The organism is Mycobacterium sp. NGS64, from assembly GCF_059812245.1.
The window spans coordinates 1,399,113-1,416,169 of record NZ_JCALCI010000001.1 but is presented as its reverse complement, the minus strand read 5'-3'; the positions used below and the strand labels follow the sequence as shown (position 1 = coordinate 1,416,169).

General features: G+C 68.0%; 16 protein-coding genes. 8 read left to right on the top strand and 8 right to left on the bottom strand.

The features are described from left to right. Nucleotides 1-61: 61 nt before the first annotated feature. A complete protein-coding gene (locus tag AC5Y4S_RS07100) occupies nucleotides 62-850 on the bottom strand; it encodes a lysoplasmalogenase (RefSeq protein WP_500031417.1) in 789 nt (262 codons plus the stop codon). On the opposite strand from AC5Y4S_RS07100, the gene lipI reads away from it, so the two are divergent. Next, complete coding sequence (gene lipI / locus AC5Y4S_RS07095) at nucleotides 849-1,829, top strand: esterase LipI (RefSeq protein WP_500031415.1); 981 nt, start codon at nucleotides 849-851, stop codon at nucleotides 1,827-1,829. The genes AC5Y4S_RS07100 and lipI overlap by 2 nt on opposite strands. A 25-nt stretch (nucleotides 1,830-1,854) precedes the next feature. Then, complete coding sequence (locus AC5Y4S_RS07090) at nucleotides 1,855-2,817, top strand: alpha/beta hydrolase (RefSeq protein WP_500031413.1); 963 nt, start codon at nucleotides 1,855-1,857, stop codon at nucleotides 2,815-2,817. A gap of 58 nt (nucleotides 2,818-2,875) precedes the next feature. On the opposite strand, the gene AC5Y4S_RS07085 is transcribed toward AC5Y4S_RS07090, so the two are convergent. Then, complete coding sequence (locus AC5Y4S_RS07085; protein ID WP_500031411.1) at nucleotides 2,876-3,895, bottom strand: AraC family transcriptional regulator; 1,020 nt, start codon at nucleotides 3,893-3,895, stop codon at nucleotides 2,876-2,878. Nucleotides 3,896-3,970: 75 nt separating this feature from the next. Here AC5Y4S_RS07085 and AC5Y4S_RS07080 point away from each other — a divergent pair, with 75 nt between their 5' ends. Both AC5Y4S_RS07080 and AC5Y4S_RS07075 read left to right on the top strand, forming a co-directional pair. Beyond that, a complete protein-coding gene (locus AC5Y4S_RS07080) occupies nucleotides 3,971-5,359 on the top strand; it encodes a cytochrome P450 (RefSeq protein ID WP_500031409.1) in 1,389 nt (462 codons plus the stop codon). Beyond that, nucleotides 5,356-6,852, top strand: coding sequence for a flavin-containing monooxygenase (locus AC5Y4S_RS07075; protein ID WP_500031405.1), 1,497 nt, complete (start codon nucleotides 5,356-5,358; stop codon nucleotides 6,850-6,852). Before AC5Y4S_RS07080 ends, AC5Y4S_RS07075 begins: the two co-directional genes overlap by 4 nt. 4 nt (nucleotides 6,853-6,856) lie before the next feature. Here AC5Y4S_RS07075 and AC5Y4S_RS07070 read toward each other — a convergent pair whose 3' ends face one another. Beyond that, nucleotides 6,857-8,482 (bottom strand): GMC oxidoreductase, encoded by a 1,626-nt coding sequence (locus AC5Y4S_RS07070; RefSeq protein WP_500031400.1) that lies wholly within the window; start codon nucleotides 8,480-8,482, stop codon nucleotides 6,857-6,859. Nucleotides 8,483-8,588: 106 nt separating this feature from the next. On the opposite strand from AC5Y4S_RS07070, the gene AC5Y4S_RS07065 reads away from it, so the two are divergent. From AC5Y4S_RS07065 to AC5Y4S_RS07055, 3 genes are read left to right on the top strand one after another with little or no spacing between them, the layout of a single operon-like run. Beyond that, nucleotides 8,589-9,830, top strand: coding sequence for an alkane 1-monooxygenase (locus tag AC5Y4S_RS07065; RefSeq protein ID WP_500031398.1), 1,242 nt, complete (start codon nucleotides 8,589-8,591; stop codon nucleotides 9,828-9,830). After that, complete coding sequence (locus tag AC5Y4S_RS07060; RefSeq protein ID WP_500031392.1) at nucleotides 9,794-10,360, top strand: pyridoxamine 5'-phosphate oxidase family protein; 567 nt, start codon at nucleotides 9,794-9,796, stop codon at nucleotides 10,358-10,360. Before AC5Y4S_RS07065 ends, AC5Y4S_RS07060 begins: the two co-directional genes overlap by 37 nt. Nucleotides 10,361-10,417: 57 nt before the next feature. Continuing rightward, nucleotides 10,418-12,145 carry a PE domain-containing protein gene (locus tag AC5Y4S_RS07055; protein WP_500031390.1) on the top strand — a complete coding sequence of 576 codons (1,728 nt, stop codon included), beginning with the start codon at nucleotides 10,418-10,420 and terminating at the stop codon, nucleotides 12,143-12,145. A gap of 8 nt (nucleotides 12,146-12,153) precedes the next feature. Here AC5Y4S_RS07055 and metK read toward each other — a convergent pair whose 3' ends face one another. The 5 genes from metK to mihF form a co-directional block, all read right to left on the bottom strand. Then, nucleotides 12,154-13,365 carry a methionine adenosyltransferase gene (gene metK / locus AC5Y4S_RS07050; RefSeq protein WP_500031388.1) on the bottom strand — a complete coding sequence of 404 codons (1,212 nt, stop codon included), beginning with the start codon at nucleotides 13,363-13,365 and terminating at the stop codon, nucleotides 12,154-12,156. Between the two features lie 90 nt (nucleotides 13,366-13,455). Next, the gene (coaBC, locus tag AC5Y4S_RS07045; RefSeq protein WP_085189504.1) at nucleotides 13,456-14,703 is read right to left on the bottom strand and encodes a bifunctional phosphopantothenoylcysteine decarboxylase/phosphopantothenate--cysteine ligase CoaBC; all 1,248 of its coding nucleotides are present in this window, start codon (nucleotides 14,701-14,703) and stop codon (nucleotides 13,456-13,458) included. Nucleotides 14,704-14,716: 13 nt separating this feature from the next. Next, a complete protein-coding gene (gene rpoZ, locus AC5Y4S_RS07040; protein WP_500031381.1) occupies nucleotides 14,717-15,040 on the bottom strand; it encodes a DNA-directed RNA polymerase subunit omega in 324 nt (107 codons plus the stop codon). An 80-nt stretch (nucleotides 15,041-15,120) separates the two neighbouring features. After that, nucleotides 15,121-15,747 carry a guanylate kinase gene (gene gmk, locus AC5Y4S_RS07035; RefSeq protein WP_500031378.1) on the bottom strand — a complete coding sequence of 209 codons (627 nt, stop codon included), beginning with the start codon at nucleotides 15,745-15,747 and terminating at the stop codon, nucleotides 15,121-15,123. Nucleotides 15,748-15,807: 60 nt separating this feature from the next. Beyond that, entirely contained in the window at nucleotides 15,808-16,122 is a 315-nt protein-coding gene (mihF, locus tag AC5Y4S_RS07030) for an integration host factor, actinobacterial type (RefSeq protein ID WP_036355303.1), read from the bottom strand. Nucleotides 16,123-16,581: 459 nt separating this feature from the next. Between mihF and AC5Y4S_RS07025 the strand changes: the two genes are divergently transcribed. Further along, entirely contained in the window at nucleotides 16,582-17,004 is a 423-nt protein-coding gene (locus AC5Y4S_RS07025; RefSeq protein WP_500031376.1) for a TOBE domain-containing protein, read from the top strand. Nucleotides 17,005-17,057: the final 53 nt, after the last annotated feature.

The following is a 17,057-nucleotide window of genomic DNA, read 5'->3' as shown; positions in this document are numbered from 1 at the left end:
GCAGCACTCGGGCGATCGGCTCGACCTCGGGAGTTGCCTTGCCAGCCAACGGGATCGACAACTAGCCTTCGTCGGGCTCGGACTCGTAATCCGACTCGTACCCGGTCTCGTACTCGTACTCGTACTCGTAGTCGTAGTCGGTTTCGTAATCCGGTTCCTCGCGCCCGAAGAAGAACCCGGCCGTGATCAAGACCTGGGCGGCAGCGTACAACCACCAGATCGGGACCGACAGCGCGTCGTTGTACAGGATGAACCGGCCGATGGCGATCATCGTGTCCGACGCCGCGAAACACACCGCCCCCACCGCGGTCCAGATCGTCGGCAGGTCGGCCAACAGCGCCATGCAGACCATTGCGGTCAGCACGATCATGTAGAGCGTCACTGGAATGGTGAGCTTGTCGCGGGCCAGGTGCGGCCAGAACCACGTCAGCAACGACAGCGAGACCAGACACATCAAGGCGACGGCGGCGAGGCGCACCCGGGAGGTGCGGGCCAGCGGTATCAGGGCACCGAGGAAACACAAGTGCGCCAACAGGAATGCGGCCAGCCCAAGCCCGAACGACATCGTCCACCACGGGATCGCCAACAGCCAGTCGCCGACGGCCGACAGCAGCAGCGCGGGCATCAGCCAGCGCCGCTCGCGGACGATGGGGTGCGCCGCCGCGGCGACGGTGAGCAGCAACGCCATCGACGCCTTGAACGGCGGCTGCAGGATCCAGTGCCCCGTCAATGCCGTTCCCGGCGGCGACCGCAGGGCGACCACGGTCAGGTAGACCCCATAGGCGAGGCCCGCCCAGCCGGCCACCACCCAACCGCCGGACACCAGGCGAGGTGCGTACGGTACTTCCATGCCCAGCTTGGACACGACCGCGGAAAATCCGGGAAGCCGTGGAAACCCTGAAAAGCCTGGTATCGACCCCATCCTGCTGAAGGTACTGGATGCGGTTCCGTTCCGGCTATCAACCGACGATGGTGTCGCCGCGGCGCGGCAGCGGTTCCGCGACCTGCCGCGCCGGCCGCTGCACCCCGAGTTGCGGGTCGAGGACCGCGCCATTCCGAGTCCGGAAGGTGCGATCGGCATCCGGATCTATTGGCCCTCGGCCGATCCCGGGCACGCCGCGCCCGTGGTGCTGTTCTTCCACGGCGGCGGCTGGGTCGTGGGCGACCTCGATACCTACGACGGCACGGCCCGCCAGCACGCGGTGGGCGCCGACGCGATCGTGGTGTCCGTCGACTACCGGCTGGCGCCCGAGCACCGCTACCCCGCCGCCGTCGAAGACGGTTGGGCCGCAATGTTGTGGGTGGCCGAGCACGGCGCCGAGCTCGGGGCCGACACCACGCGGATGGCGGTCGCCGGGGATTCGGCCGGCGGGAACATGGCCGCGGTGCTCGCGCAACGGAGCCGCGACGAGGGCGGCCCACCGGTCGCGTTCCAGTTGTTGTGGTATCCCGCGACGATGTGGGACTCGTCGCTGCCGTCGTTCATCGAAAACGCCGCCGCGCCGATCCTCGACGCGAAGGGAGTCGCCGCGTTCTCGCGTTGGTACGCAGGCGAAGTCGACCTGGCCGACCCGCCGCCGGGCATGGCGCCCGGGCGGGCGAAGAACCTGGCCGACCTGCCGCCGGCCTACATCGGCGTCGCCGGTCACGACCCGCTGCGCGACGACGGCATCCGCTACGGCGAGCTGCTGGCCGCGGCCGGCGTCCCGGTCGAGGTGCACAACGCGGAGACGATGGTGCACGGCTTCCTGGGCTACGCCGGGGTGGTGCCCGCGGCCACCGCCGCGCAGGACAAGGGGCTCGCGGCGTTGCGGAATGCCCTGCATTAACGGCCGGGAAGCGTACGGTGAACGCATGATTGAGCCGACCGTCGCCCGACCGGGCATCGATCCGACTTTGAAGGCCCTGCTCGACATGTTCCCGATGACCTTCAACGCCGCCGACGGCGTCGAGGTCGCGCGATCGAGGCTGCGTCAGCTCAAGGTGCCCCCGGAACTGCTGCCGGACATCAGGACCGAAGAGCGGACGATCGGATACGGCGACCTGAGCGAAATCCCGGTGCGGATCTACTGGCCGGCGGACGACGCCGAGGCCCTGCCCGTCGTGGTCTTCTACCACGGCGGCGGATTCTCGCTCGGCGACCTGGAGACCCATGACCCGGTCGCCCGCGCGCATGCCGTCGGCGCCGAGGCCATCGTGGTCTCGGTCGACTACCGGCTGGCCCCCGAGCATCCGTTCCCCGCCGGCGTGAACGACTGCTGGGCCGCGCTGCAATGGGTCGCCGAGCACGCCGCCGAGTTGGGCGGCGACCCGGATCGCATTGCCGTGGCCGGGGATTCGGCGGGCGGCAACCTCGCGGCGGTGATGGCCCACCTGGCCCGCGATAACGGCGGCCCGAACCTGGTCTTCCAGTTGTTGTGGTATCCGACGGTCACGGCCGACCTGTCGCTGCCGTCGCACACCGAGAACGCTTATGCGCCCATCCTGGACCGCGACGTCATCGAGGCCTTCCTGTCCTGGTACCTGCCCGACCTCGACATCACCGACCCGAAGGCCCTACCCATCACGCTGGCCCCGGCCAACGCCGACGACCTCTCCGGTCTGCCGCCCGCCTTCATCGGGACCGCCGAACACGATCCGCTGCGCGACGACGGCTCGCGCTACGCAGAGCTGCTCAACGCCGCCGGCGTGCCCGCCGAACACAGCAACGAGCCCGACATGGTGCACGGGTATGCCAGCTTCTCCCTGGTCATCCCCGCCGCCGCCGAGGCCACCAACCGCGGCCTGGTGGCGCTGCGCAAGGCGCTGCACCCCTAGCGCTAGGTTCGATGGCGGCGACCCGCTTCGCCCGGCTCCGCCGCGCTCGCGATCGCCGCTAGCGCGAATACTCGCTGGGCGCAACGCCGTACCAACGCCTGAAGGCGTGCGAGAACGTCGACACCTCCGTGTAGCCGAGCCGCGTCGACACCTCCTCCACGGTCAGCCCGACGTTGCGCAACAGGTCCACCGCCACGGTCGAGCGCGCCTCGTTCAGCAGGGCCCGAAACGACGTGCCCTCCTCGGCCAGCCGCCGGCGCAGCGTGCGCGGGTGGATGTCGAGTTCGCCGGCCACATCGGGAAGCGTCGGGAACACGCCGGAATCGCGGAACAGCTTGCTGCGCACCAGCGCGGTGATGCCGCGGCGGCTCTCGCTGCTCTGCATCAGCACGTCGCACTGCGCCATGCACATCTCCAGCGTGTGGCGGTCGGCCTGCGGCAAGGGCTCGTCGAACATGGCCCGCGGGAAGTGCAACCGGTTGTGTGCGCGGCCGAACCTGACGTCGTGCACCGGCACCAGCTCGAGCAGCGGCCGCAGCAGTTCCTCGTCGACCGCCAGCTCCGCCGTCACCTCCTCGGCATATTTCTCGGCCACCGCCATCGCGAAACTTGCTGTGGTCGTGATGATTCCGGCGATGTCGCGCTCGATGAAGAAGCCCCGCACGTCGGCGGGCAGGTGGCTGGCGTCCAGTTCGATCACGCAGTCCTTGGCGGTTTCGAACAGCGTCAGGCGGATGTGCATGGTGGTCAGCGCGAAGTAGCGCATCGCGATGGAAAACAATTCGCGAAGGGTGCCACACGACATCACGGCAAACCCGAACAACCCCAAGTGCGTCAGCGTGGACCGGCTTCCGACGTCCACGCCGATGCCCCGGTGATCCGGAACGCGAGCCAGCAGCCGGCGCACCGCCGCGATCTCGTCGACCGCGCTCACCATGGCGTCCGGCTTGTCGAGGTCGGCCGGCTCGATCGCGGTGCCCGCCAACACGTCGGCCGTCGCAACCCCGCGCTCGTTGGCCACCTCGCACAACACCCGGGTCGCATGCACCGGGTGGCTCAGCGTCGGAGGGTGTGCCATCGCGTGTCCTAAAATCCCAACTCCTTGTCCGATAATCTCATTACGAGCCGCCCGCGTCATCCATACAGTTGAGGCATGGCGACCCTCAGCGCACAGCGCCCGGCCGCGGGACCGGCCACCCGGCTGAATTCCTGGACGATGACCCGCGAGGCCCTCACCATCGGATTCGACGTGAGCAACGGGTTCATGGGCCGGGTGCTTGGCAGTGATATCGCCCGATTTCGCAGCGCCGGTAGGCGTTTCGTTTCGCTCAGCCATCCCGATTACGTCGATCATGTGCTGCACGAGGCCCGCCTGAAGTATGTCAAGTCGAACGAGTACGAGCCCATCCGGGCCATCGCGGGCATCAACCTGCTCACCGACGAGGGCGACTCCTGGGCGGCGCACCGCGGCACCCTGAACCCGACCTTCGCCCGGCGCCACCTGAACGGCATCGTCGACCTGATGATCGACCCGATCACCGCCGTCACCGATGCGCTGCCGGCGGGCACCCGGTTCGACATCCACGAGACGATGGTCGAGGCGACGCTGCGCGTGGTCGCCAATTCGCTGTTCAGCCAGGACTTCGGGCCGTTGGTACAGAGCATGAACGCCCTGACGACGCGCGGGCTGCGGCATGCCGAGCGGCTGCAGCGACTCGGGTTGTGGGGCCTCATGCCGCCGCCGGTCTACGACGCGCTGCACCGGTTGGCGTTCTCGGGGGTTCGCATGCCACCGCCGTTGCGCGACATGCAGGACATCACGCTGACCCTCGACCGCGCGGTCAACGACGTGATCGACCACCGGCTGCGCCACCCGAGCGAGTCCCCCGACCTGCTCAACGTGCTGCTGCGCGCCGACGGCGGAAGTTGGCCGCGCCAGCGGGTGCGCGACGAGGCCCTGACCTTCATGCTCGCCGGCCATGAAACCACGGCGAACGCCATGTCGTGGTTCTGGTACCTGATGGCGCAGCACCCCGATGCACGCGACCGGATGCTCGCCGAGGTCGACGAGGTGTTGGGAGCGCGCCGCCCAACCGCCGACGACCTGGGCCGGTTGCCCTGGACGACCGCGTGCCTGCAGGAATCGCAGCGCTACTTCTCCGCGGTGTGGACCATCTCGCGCCGGGCCATCGAGGACGACGTCGTCGGCGGACACCACATCCGCCGCGGCACCACCGTCCTCATCCCGATCCACCACATTCACCACGACCCGCGCTGGTGGCCCGACCCGGACACCTTCGATCCCAACAGGTTTTGCCCTTCGCCGAAGGGCCGCCACCGCTCGGCATACCTGCCGTTCGGCGGCGGCCGGCGCATCTGCATCGGGCAGAGCTTCGCGCTGATGGAGATGGTGCTGATGGCGGCCATCATGAGTCAGCGCTTCACCTTTGACCTCGCGCCCGGCGCCGCGATAGAACTCGAGGCAACGCTGACCCTGCGGCCCAAGCGCGGGGTACCCGTCATCGGAAGCAGGCGCGCATGAGCTCACCAGGTTTGAAGACCCCGGACTACGAGACGCTGATCGTCGGCGCCGGATTCTCCGGCATCGGCGCCGCGATCAAGCTGGACATGGCCGGCATGTCCAACTACCTCGTGATCGAGGCCGGCGACGGGGTCGGCGGCACCTGGTACTGGAACACCTACCCCGGCATCGCCGTCGACATTCCGTCGTTCTCCTATCAGTACTCGTTCGAGCAGAGCCCGCGCTGGTCGCGGACCTACGCTCCGGGCAACGAGCTCAAGGCGTACGCCGAACACTGCGTCGACAAATACGGCATCCGGTCGCGAATCCGGTTCAACACCAAGGTCCTTGCCGCCGAGTTCGACGACGAAAACCACCTGTGGCGGGTGCAGACCGATCCGGGCGGGGAACTGACGGCCCGGTTCCTGATCAGCGCCTGCGGGGTGCTAACCGTGCCGAAGCTGCCCGACATCGACGGTGTAGACTCCTTCGCCGGCATCACCATGCACACCGCGCGCTGGGACCACCACCAGGACCTCACCGGCAAGCGCGTCGCGATCATCGGCACCGGTGCGTCGGCCGTACAGGTCATCCCCGAGATCGCGCCGATCGTCTCGCAGCTCACCGTGTTTCAGCGCACCCCGATCTGGTGCTTCCCCAAGTTCGACGTGCCGCTTCCCGCCGCCGCGCGCTGGGCGATGCGGATACCCGGGGGCAAGGTCGTGCAGCGGCTGCTGAGCCAGGTTTTCGTCGAGCTGACGTTCTCGCTCGCGGCGCAGTACTTCACGGTGTTCCCGCTCGCGCGCAGGATGGGGTCGGCCGGCAAGCGCTATTTGCGCCAGCAGGTCAACGACCCCGTGCTGCGCGAGAAACTCACCCCGCGCTACGCCGTCGGCTGCAAGCGACCCGGCTTCCACAACGACTACCTGGCCACGTTCAACCGCGACAACGTGCGGCTGGTCACCGAGCCGATCGATAAGATCACGCCCGCCGCGGTCGCCACCACCGACGGCGAGGCCCACGAGGTCGACGTGCTGATACTGGCCACCGGCTTCAAGGTGATGGACACCGACAACGTGCCCACCTTCTCGGTGACCGGGAGCGGCGGGGTGTCCTTGAGCCGGTTCTGGGACGAAAACCGCCTGCAGGCCTACGAGGGCGTCAGCGTCCCCGGATTCCCCAACCTGTTCACCGTTTTCGGCCCCTATGGCTACGTCGGTTCGTCGTATTTCGCCCTCATCGAGACGCAGACGCATCACATCGTGCGCTGCCTCAAGCGGGCCCGGCGCGACGGCGCGACCCGCGTCGAGGTGACCGCGGAGGCCAATGCCCGGTACTTCGCCGAGATGATGCGCAAGCGCCACCGGCAGATCTTCTGGCAGGACAGCTGCAAGCTGGCCAACAGCTACTACTTCGACAAGAACGGCGACGTCCCGCTGCGTCCGGCGACCACGTTGGAAACCCAATGGCGCAGCCGGCATTTCGACCTCGACGACTATCGCTTCACCGCGTGAGGGGTCAGGCGCGCCCCTGCAGGATCCCCTCGATGTTGCGCTCCGCGAGCGCGGTGATGGACATGAACGGGTTGCAGCCCAGGTAGCCGGGCAGCAGCGACGCGTCGTTGACGTACAGCTTGTCGTAGCCCTTCACCCGGCCGTAGCCGTCGGTGGCCCTGCCCCGGACCACGCCGCCCATCGGGTGAACGGTGTTGGGCGCGAATGCCGTTCCTTCGAAGAGGTCGTCGCGGTAGTCCACGCCGTTGGCCTGCGTCACCTTGTCGAAGACGAACCGGGCCTTCTCGCGCAGGTGATCCGTGTGGCCCTCCGGCCAGTCGATGGCGATCGAGTCCTTCGTCCGGTCGTAGGTGATCTCCGCGCGGTCCCCGGTGCGCACCATGACGTAGTAGCCCAGCGCGAGCGTCTCCACGGGAAGCGGAAGCGAGAACATGCTCGCGTACACCGGGTTGTCGGGATCGTCGCGGCCGTCGAGGTTGATCATCCCCAGCAGGGACTGCTGGGTGCCGGCCGGATCACCGGGTTGCAGCATGTGGGAGACCATGATGTCCCCGTTGTTCCCGTATCCGCGGCCGATCTCGTCGTTCAGGTGGGGCAGCGTCCCCCTCTCGCGGGCGCGCAGCAACAGCTCGGTGGTGCCGAGCACGCCGGCGCCCAGATGTAGCTGGTCACAGCCGATTTCGGCGCGAGCGAGCTCCTTGCCGAACCGGTCGATCTCGCGGGTGGACACCACGTATTCGCCCGAGCGCTCGCGCCGGATGCCGGTCACCTCGGTGAGCGGCCGCAGCGTGGCCTTGCCCGTCGCCAGCGCGGCCGCGATGTAGGTCGCATCGACGCTGCCGACCCGCCCGTAGTTGTTGCCGTACTGCTGCTCGAAGTTCAACGCCGAGCGTGGAACCCGTTCGGCCTCTTCCTGCTTCATGTAGTCGAACGAATACGCGCTGCCGTTGTAGTCCACCCGGTAGCCGGCCGCTTCGGCGTACCGGCGGCCGACCCTGGCGTACTGGAACCACGGCGTCTGCTCGAACCAGTCCATGTCGCGGTAGCTGATCCGCAGCATGGACTTGGCGCGTTCGATGTAGGTGCCCAGGAACGCGCCGGGGTCGATGTCCGGGAAGGCGGTGCGGACCTGGTCCGGCGTCGGGATGGCGGCGATCGCGGCGTTGATCATCGAGCCACCGCCGACGGCCGTCCCGCGGAACACCGTGTGCGCGCCGTGGACCGCCTTGTCGCAGATTCCGGCCTGGACCGGTTGCGTGGACGGCATGTGCTGAGCCACCTGGGCGATCGACACGCCCCGATACGACGGCACCAGGCTGGGCGGGACCGACGTGAACCACCCCGCGCGGTTGTCCGCGGGAACCATCCGCGAAAAGCGCTTGCCGTCCGCGTCCGGGGTGTTCCACCACCTACCCTTCTCCAGGATCAGCGTCTGGATGCCGGCCTGGGCGAGCCGCAGGGCCGACACCCCGCCGCCGTACCCGCTGCCGACCACAATGGCCTGGTAGTGGGGCCGCAGGGCGGCGGTCGCGGAGGCGTTCCGGATGCCGAACTCCACCGCCCCCGCGCCGAGGGCGCCGGCGGTGACGCCCGCGGCGGCACCCAGGAAACGTCTCCGCGAGAAAGCCATTTACTAGGCCGCCTCTCCGATCGTGCGGTTTTATAACGAACTGTGATTTAACTAACTGGGCTCTAAGCATACCTTCGGTACGTTAAATACGCTACTGTTTGTATCCATGACAGGTTTTCCGCTGCGAATTGGACTTCCTGCATGTGCTGGTACGGACGTACCATTTCGGGCCGCGGGCTGGACCAGGCCGAAGCGCTACCTCTGGCTGCTCGCGGCGGCCGTCCCGGCGCTGGTGTTCCCGTCCTGGCTGGCGGTGCGCGTCACGGGGCTCGGCGTGTTCTGGTGGACCGTTCCCATCCTGGCGTTCGTGGTCATTCCCGTCGTCGACCATCTGGTCGGGCCGGACTCGCAGACTCCCGGTGAGAGCGTGCTGGCCTGGCTGGCGACCGACCGGTTTTACCGCTGGGCCACCTACCTCTATCTGCCCAACCAATACCTCTCACTGGTCTTCGCCTGTTGGCTGTGGAGCGGTGGCGGTTGGCTCACAATGGGTTTCGTCGACAAGCTGGGGCTGGTGACGACCGTCGGCCTGATCGGCGGACTGGCCATCAACGCCGCCCACGAATTGGGGCACACGCGCGAGCGATCCGAACGACGGTTGAGCAAGGTCGCGCTCGCACAGACCTGCTACGGGCATTTCTACGTCGAACACAACCGCGGACACCACGTCCGGGTGGCGACCGCCGAGGACCCCGCCAGCGCCCGATTCGGCGAGGGCCTCTACGCGTTCCTGCCCCGGTCGGTGACCGGGGGCCTGCGCTCCGCCTGGCGCCTCGAGACGGCCCGGCTGGCCGGGATGGGCAAACCTCGCTGGACGCTGGACAACGACATACTGAATGCGTGGCTGATCAGCGGCGCGCTGTTCACGGTGCTTTCGGTATGGTTCGGTCCCGTCGTGCTGCCGTGGCTGATCGTCCAGGCGATCGTGGGCTTCAGCCTGCTCGAGACGGTCAACTACATGGAGCATTACGGGCTGCGACGCCAGCTGCTGCCCAACGGCCGCTACGAACGGGTGCGCCCGGCGCACAGCTGGAACAGCAGCACGGTGATCACCAACGTCCTGCTCTTCCACCTGCAGCGTCATTCCGACCATCACGCAAACCCACTGCGTCCCTACCAGGTGCTTCGCCACGTCGATGACGCACCGCAGCTGCCCAGCGGCTACAGCGCCATGCTGCTGCTGGCGCTGATTCCGCCGCTGTGGCGGCGGGTGATGGATCCCCGGGTGCTCGACTTCTACGGCGGCGACATCAGTTTGGCCGCGCTAAAACCCGGCGACAGCGCGGGGCCGACGACGCTACGCTTTCCCGCGTGGCAAAAGAGTTTTCGCGCATCGATGAGTCGCTGACCGATTTCATTTCGGGTCAGGCCGTATTCTTCGTCGCCACGGCGCCCTCCGAGGGCGGCCGAATCAACCTCTCCCCCAAGGGCTATCGCGACACCTTCGCGGTGCTGGACGAGCACACCGTCGCGTACGTCGATCTGTTCGGCAGCGGCGTGGAAACGATCGCGCACCTGCGCGACAACGGGCGGATCACGATCATGTTCTGCTCGTTCACCCGCAACTCGCGGATCCTGCGGCTATTCGGCGCCGGGCGCGTCGTGCGCCCGGATGACGCCGAATTCGCCGACCTGCTAACGCGTTTCGGCGACTCGCACGCCGGCGTCCGCGCCGTCATCGTCGTCGACGTCGAACGCATCGCCGACGCCTGCGGCTTCGCGGTGCCCTACTACGAGCTCGTCGACGAGCGGCCGGTGCTCGACGCCCACCACGCGCAGGCCTCCGACGAGAAGTTCGCGCGCCTGGTCAACCGCAACCGGCGCAGCATCGACGGGCTGCCCGCGCTGGACGCCGACCATCCGCTGCCCCGACCGTAACGCTTTTCCCGCTCCTACCGATGTTGAGCAAACGGGGGTGACGGAAAGGGACCGACGATGTCGTTTGTGTTCGTCACACCGGAGCTCGTCAGTGCGGCCGCAACGGACATTGCCGGCATCGGGTCGAGGATCAGCGCCGCCAACGCCGCCGCGGCCGTCCCGACCACTCAGGTGCTGGCCGCCGGCGCGGACGCGGTGTCGGCGGCCGTCGCATCGGTCTTCTCCGGCCATGCCCAGGCCTATCAGGCGCTGAGCGCAGAGGCCGCGGCGTTTCATCAGTGGTTCGTGCAGGACCTGGCCGCGAACTCCGCGGCGTACGCCGGCGCCGAGGCCCAGGGCCTGTTGGGGCTCGGCAACAGCAACCTGGGCGGCGGCAACAACGGCACCAACAACGTGGGCGGCGGCAACGTCGGCGACGGCAACCTCGGCGCCGGCAACCTCGGCGGCGGCAACGTCGGCAACGGCAACTGGGGCAGCACCAACGTGGGCATGGGAAACCTGGGCAACAACAACCTCGGTGTGGGCAACTACGGCAACAACAACATCGGCATCGGGCTCAACGGCAACAACCTGGTCGGCCTTGGCGGCCTCAACGCCAACGGCAGCGTCGGCAACGTGGGCTGGGGTAACGCCGGCAACAACAACGTCGGCCTGGGCAACACCGGCAACAACAACGTCGGCCTGGGGCTCACCGGCAACAACGAAATCGGCGTCGGCGGCACCTATTACGACACCGCGACGGGTCGGTTCACGTTCGGTGGGCTCAACTCCGGCAGCGGCAACGTCGGGCTGTTCAACTCCGGCACCGGCAACGTCGGCGTGTTCAACTCGGGCAGCGGCAACACCGGCCTGTTCAACAGCGGCGCCCACAACTGTGGCCTGTTCAACTCGGGCCACGCCAACACCGGCATCGGCAACACCGGCAACACCAACACCGGGTTGTGGAACGCCGGCTACTCCAACGCGGGCTTTTTCAACTCCGGCCTGCAGAACGTGGGCGTCGGCAACCCCGGCGACAGCAACGTCGGCTCGTGGAACGCCGGCCAAAACAACATCGGCGATCTCAACGGATCGAATGGCAGCATCGGCTACCTCAACGGCGGTTACAACAACATCGGCGTCGGCAACTCCGGCGCGTACAACATGGGCAGCTTCAACGGTGGCGACCAGAACGTGGGCGACTTCAACACGGGCTGCGACAACACCGGATCGTTCAACGCGGGCAACACCAACACCGGGTTCTTCAACGCGGGCAACACCAACACCGGGCTGTTCAACAGCGGCAACCTGGACACGGGCTGGGGCCGCACCGAGGACCTGACCGGTGTGGTGAGCAGCTCGGGCTTCGGCAACACCGGCACGGGCGATTCGGGCTTCTTCAACACCAGCGACTACAACTCCGGCTTTTACAACACCGCCAGTGGCGGCCTCAACTCGGGCTTCGGCAACAGCGGCGCGGGCGGCAACAACATGGGCTTCTTCAACTCCGGCAGCGGCCAATTCGCCGTGGGCTTCGAAAACTCGGGCAGCGGCAGCTTCTACACCGGCATCGCCAACTCCGGCACCGGCGACTACAACACCGGCATCGGCAATTCCGGGGTCAACGGCAACCACACGGGCTTCTGGAACACCGACTCGGGCGTGGGCGGCAACACGGGATTTTTCAACTCGGGCCTGGGCAACAACACCGGCTTCTTCAACACCGGTGGCGGCTACCCCTTCGACCAGGGCAATACCGGTTTCGCCAACTTGGGCGTCGGCGAATCCGGTTTCCTGCGGCTCTGACGGGCCGCCTAGATCGCGCGCTTGAGCTCGTCGACCATGTTGAGCTGCTCCCACGGCAGCTCGACGTCGGTGCGGCCGAAGTGCCCGTAGGCGGCGGTCTGCGCGTAGATCGGGCGCAGCAGGTCCAGGTCGCGGATGATGGCGCCAGGCCGCAGGTCGAACACCTCAGGCACGATCTTCTCGATCTTGACCGGGTCGACGGTCGCGGTGCCGAACGTCTCGATGAACAGCCCGACCGGGGCGGCCTTGCCGATGGCGTAGGCCACCTGCACCTCGACCCGCTCCGCCAGCCCGGCGGCGACGATGTTCTTGGCCACCCAGCGCATCGCGTACGCCGCCGACCGGTCCACCTTGGACGGATCCTTGCCGGAGAAGGCGCCGCCGCCGTGGCGGGCCCAGCCGCCGTAGGTGTCGACGATGATCTTGCGACCGGTCAGGCCCGCGTCGCCCATCGGCCCGCCGACGACAAATTTGCCGGTCGGGTTCACCAGCACCCGGGTCGCCGACGAGTCCAGGGTGTCGTGGGCCAGCTCGTCGAGCACGGCGTTGAGCACGTGCGTGCGGATGTCGGGGTCCAGCGTCTGCTCCAGGTCGATGCCGTCGGCGTGCTGGGTGGAGACCACCACGGTGTCCAGCCGCACCGGGACGTCGTCCTCGTAGGCGATGGTGACCTGGGTCTTGCCGTCGGGGCGCAAGTATCCCAGCGTGCCGTTCTTGCGGACCTCGGTCAGCTTGCGCGACAGGCGGTGCGCCAGCGCGATGGGAAGGGGCATCAGCTCCGGGGTGTCGTTGATCGCGTAGCCGAACATCAGGCCCTGGTCACCGGCGCCCTGGGCGTCGAGCGGGTCGGCGGCGCCCTCGACGCGCGTCTCGTGCGCGGTGTCGACGCCCTGGGCGATGTCGGGCGACTGACGGCCGATGCCGATGTTCACCCCGCACGACGCCCCGTCGAAGCCCTTGTCCGACGAGTCGTAGCCGATGTCGAGGATGCGGGCGCGCACCGTGTTGGTGATGTCGGCGAAGGCCTCCTTGGCCGACGTCGTCACCTCACCCACCACGTGCACCTGCCCGGTGGTCACGAGCGTTTCGACCGCCACCCGCGAGCGGGGGTCCCCCGCCAGAAGCGCGTCGAGGACCGAGTCGCTGATCGCGTCACAGATCTTGTCGGGATGCCCTTCGGTCACCGACTCACTGGTAAACAGACGACCCTTTTCGCTCACAATCCCGATCCTTCCAATAATTAGTTAGTCGAATTATATCTTCTGGCGTCATCCGGCACCCGTGCGGGCGCCGAAGCGAAGTAAACCCTGCTACCCGCTGTGGCCGTGCAGGAACGCGACGATTGCGTCCACGATACGACTGGCCATCAGCGTCTTGGAGCCGTGTGGCAGCGCCGACTCGGCGCCGTCGGATGCCAGCAACCAGCCGTCGTTGCTGTCCACCTCGAACGCCTTGTTATCGCCGACGGCGTTGACGACGAGCAGGTCACAACCCTTGCGCCGCAGCTTTTCTCGCGCGTGGAACAAAACGTCGCCGTTGGCGTCGCCGGTCTCGGCGGCAAAACCCACGATGGCCCGCATGTTGGGCAGCTGCCCGTGTGTGCGGGCCCGCACCGCGCCGGCGAGCACGTCGTCGTTGCGGACCAGCTCGATCGTCGGCTCCTCCGCGACGTCCGGGCCCTTTTTGATCTTCGCGGTGGCAACCCGCGCGGGCCGGAAGTCGGCGACCGCCGCCGCCATCACCAGCACGTCCGCCTCGGGGGCGTGCTTGGACACCGCCTCGCCGAGCTGCTCGGCCGAGCTGACGTGCACCACGTTGACGCCGGCGGGGTCGATCAGCCCGGCGGTGTGCCCGGCGATCAGGGTGACCTCGGCGCCGCGCTGGGCGGCGACCCGCGCCACCGCGTAGCCCTGCTTGCCGGAGCTGCGGTTGCCGATGAAGCGCACCGGGTCGATCGGTTCGCGGGTGCCGCCGGCGGTGACCAGCACCCGGCGGCCGGCGAGGTCGTAGGGCAGGGCGTCGTGGCGCTCCAGCAGCAGCTGGGCCAGCGTGGTGATCTCCTCGGCCTCGGGCAGCCGTCCGGCGCCGCTGTCGGTGCCCGTGAGGCGTCCGTAGGCGGGTTCGAGCACGACGGCCCCGCGGCGCCGCAATGTGGCCACGTTGTCGACGGTGGCCGGGTGCAACCACATCTCGGTGTGCATCGCCGGGGCGAACAGCACCGGGCACCGGGCGGTCAGCAGGGTCGCGGTCAACAGGTCGTCGGCGCGGCCGGAGACGGCCCTGGCCAGCAGGTCGGCGGTGGCGGGCGCCACGACGACCAGGTCGGCCTCCTTGCCGAGCTGGACGTGCGGCACCTCGGGCACGTCGTCGAAGACGCCGGTGCGGACCGGCTGGCCGGACAGCGCCTCGAATGTGGCGGCGCCGACGAAGCGCAGCGCCGATTCGGTGGGGATGACGCGGACCTGGTGGCCGGCTTCGGCGAGCTGCCGTACGACGGTGCATGCCTTGTAGGCGGCGATGCCCCCGGAAACTCCTACGACGACCCGCTTGCTCTCCACCGCGCCCGGTCCGTTACTCGCCCTCGGTGTGCTCGAGCAGGTCGGCGTGGATCTCGCGCAGCGCGATGGACAACGGCTTTTCCTGCAGACCCGGCTCGACGAGCGGGCCGACGTACTCGAGGATGCCCTCGCCGAGCTGGTTGTAGTAATCGTTGATCTGACGGGCCCGCTTGGCCGCGTAGATGACCAGGGCGTACTTGCTGGACACGCGGTCCAGCAGCTCGTCGATGGGCGGGTTGGTGATGCCCAGCGGGGTGTCGTAGGCGCCCTGGGCTCCTGCCGACGGGTCGAACTGGTCCACGGCGGTCAGCGACGCGTCGGACTGGGGAATGCTCACGTAGGTCAGTCTCCTGGCGGATAGAGCCGTGCGGTACGGCTAGAGAACTTCGATGCTTGAATCTGGTCTGGTCAGGCGGTTCATGCCGGGCCCGGCGCAGTTCCCACCAGCAAGGATACCAATTCGGCGCACGCAGACTCCAATCGACTGTTGACGACCACCTCGTCGAAGTCGTTTTGCGCCGCCATCTCGGTGCGGGCGGTGTCGAGGCGGCGCCGGACGGCCTCCGGTGTCTCGGTGCCCCGGCCGATCAGCCTGGCCTCCAAGTCCTCCCAGCTGGGCGGCGCCAGGAACACCGTGAGCGCCTCGGGCATCGCCTTCTTGACCGCCCTGGCGCCGGCCAGGTCGACCTCGATGAGCACCGGCAGCCCGGACGCGGTGGCGGCCCGCACCGGCTCGGCCAGCGTGCCCGACCGGTGCAGCCCGCCGTGGATCTCGGCCCACTCCAGCAGGGCGCCCTCGTCGATCAGCTGCTGGAAGCGGGCGGGGGTGACGAAGTGATAGTCGACGCCGTCGACCTCGCCGGGCCGCGGGGCCCGGGTGGTGGCCGAGACGCTGAACTGCAGGTTGGGGATCCGCTCACGCAGACACCGGACCACCGTCGACTTGCCGACCGCGGAGGGACCGGACAGCACGACCACACGCCCCCTGCCTGGCGGCTCAGGGCGTGCCCCCCGTGCGACGTCCGGCCCCCCGCCGGCGCTCACTGGCGCTCCTGGGTCGGTGCCCCCAACAGGCCGTTCGGCCTGCATGGTCGCGGTGTCGGGTTAGGAGCCGAACTTTTCCAGCAGAGCCTTGCGCTGCCGGTCCCCGAGGCCGCGCAGGCGGCGGGTGGGGGCGATCTCCAGCTCGGTCATGATCTCCTGCGCCTTGACCTTGCCCACCTTCGGCAAGGCCTCGAGCAGCGCAGACACCTTCATCTTGCCAAGGACTTCATCGCTTTCGGCGTCCTTGAGCACCTGGGTGAGGTTGGTGCCACCGCGCTTGAGGCGATCCTTGAGCTCTGCTCGCGCTCGACGTGCGGCGGCCGCCTTCTCCAACGCGGCCGCGCGCTGCTCGTCGGTCAACTGGGGAAGGGCCACGATTCCTCCGTATCTGATCAATCGATAATCGATCTCGTTTTGTCTCTGCCGGGTACTTCAGCCAGCGGAGATGACCGTACTCAGCCTTCCTGACGAAATCTAACCCGACCCCCTGGTTAATTGTGCAAATGTGCAGCGTGGGCCGCCCGGCCGACCGCCGAGGGGCCTTGCGGGGGCGGGCCCGACGCCGCCCCGATTCGGTCGCGGGGACGCCCGTGCGACCGCCCGAATAAGGCGCTCTACCTGCGGGTTTGCGCCATGCAGCCGGCCGGGGCCGGGGCGGCCGCGGACGATGCCGACGGCGGTGGCCGACGTCCGCGAGCCGGGGTGCCGGGGATCACCAGATTTTTCGCCGCGTGTCGCGCGTGTCGCGGCCCGGTGGCCCAGCCGCAGGTCGGCGGCGGCTACGCAGCGATGTGCCAGCTAACACCCAGCCAAATATCAGTTACGATCGAAATCGTGCCGAACCTGCGCATCCGTCAGGCGGCTGAACTACTGGGAGTCAGCGACGACACCGTCCGTCGCTGGATCAACCAGGGCACGTTGTCGGTCACCCACGACTCGGCGGGACGCAAGGTCATCGCCAGCGAGGACTTGGCCGAATTCTCCCGGGCAAACGCGCCCGCCCCACCTCCCGACCCGCTGAGCATCGGCAGCTCGGCCCGCAACCGGTTCGTCGGCCTGGTCACCAGCGTCCTCAGTGACACCGTGATGACGCAGGTCGAGATGCAGTGCGGTCCCCACACCGTGGTCTCACTGATGAGCACCGCGGCGGCCGAGGAGCTCAAGCTGCGCCCCGGCAGCGTCGCCGTGGCCGTCGTCAAGGCCACCACCGTGATCGTGGAGACCGCCCGGCCGAGCGCGGCCGTGCCGTCGGAGTGAGTGTGTACTGAGGGCTTTTGGTGTGCGCTCAGGGCGGAAAACCGGCCGGATTA

Excerpts from the sequence above, each read along its gene's own strand:
- lipI (WP_500031415.1), top strand. The coding sequence starts at position 849 with ATGCCCAGCTTGGACACGACCGCGGAAAATCCGGGAAGCCGTGGAAAC.
- AC5Y4S_RS07100 (WP_500031417.1), bottom strand. The coding sequence starts at position 850 with ATGGAAGTACCGTACGCACCTCGCCTGGTGTCCGGCGGTTGGGTGGTG.
- AC5Y4S_RS07090 (WP_500031413.1), top strand. The coding sequence starts at position 1,855 with ATGATTGAGCCGACCGTCGCCCGACCGGGCATCGATCCGACTTTGAAG.
- AC5Y4S_RS07085 (WP_500031411.1), bottom strand. The coding sequence starts at position 3,895 with ATGGCACACCCTCCGACGCTGAGCCACCCGGTGCATGCGACCCGGGTG.
- AC5Y4S_RS07080 (WP_500031409.1), top strand. The coding sequence starts at position 3,971 with ATGGCGACCCTCAGCGCACAGCGCCCGGCCGCGGGACCGGCCACCCGG.
- AC5Y4S_RS07075 (WP_500031405.1), top strand. The coding sequence starts at position 5,356 with ATGAGCTCACCAGGTTTGAAGACCCCGGACTACGAGACGCTGATCGTC.
- AC5Y4S_RS07070 (WP_500031400.1), bottom strand. The coding sequence starts at position 8,482 with ATGGCTTTCTCGCGGAGACGTTTCCTGGGTGCCGCCGCGGGCGTCACC.
- AC5Y4S_RS07065 (WP_500031398.1), top strand. The coding sequence starts at position 8,589 with ATGACAGGTTTTCCGCTGCGAATTGGACTTCCTGCATGTGCTGGTACG.
- AC5Y4S_RS07055 (WP_500031390.1), top strand. The coding sequence starts at position 10,418 with ATGTCGTTTGTGTTCGTCACACCGGAGCTCGTCAGTGCGGCCGCAACG.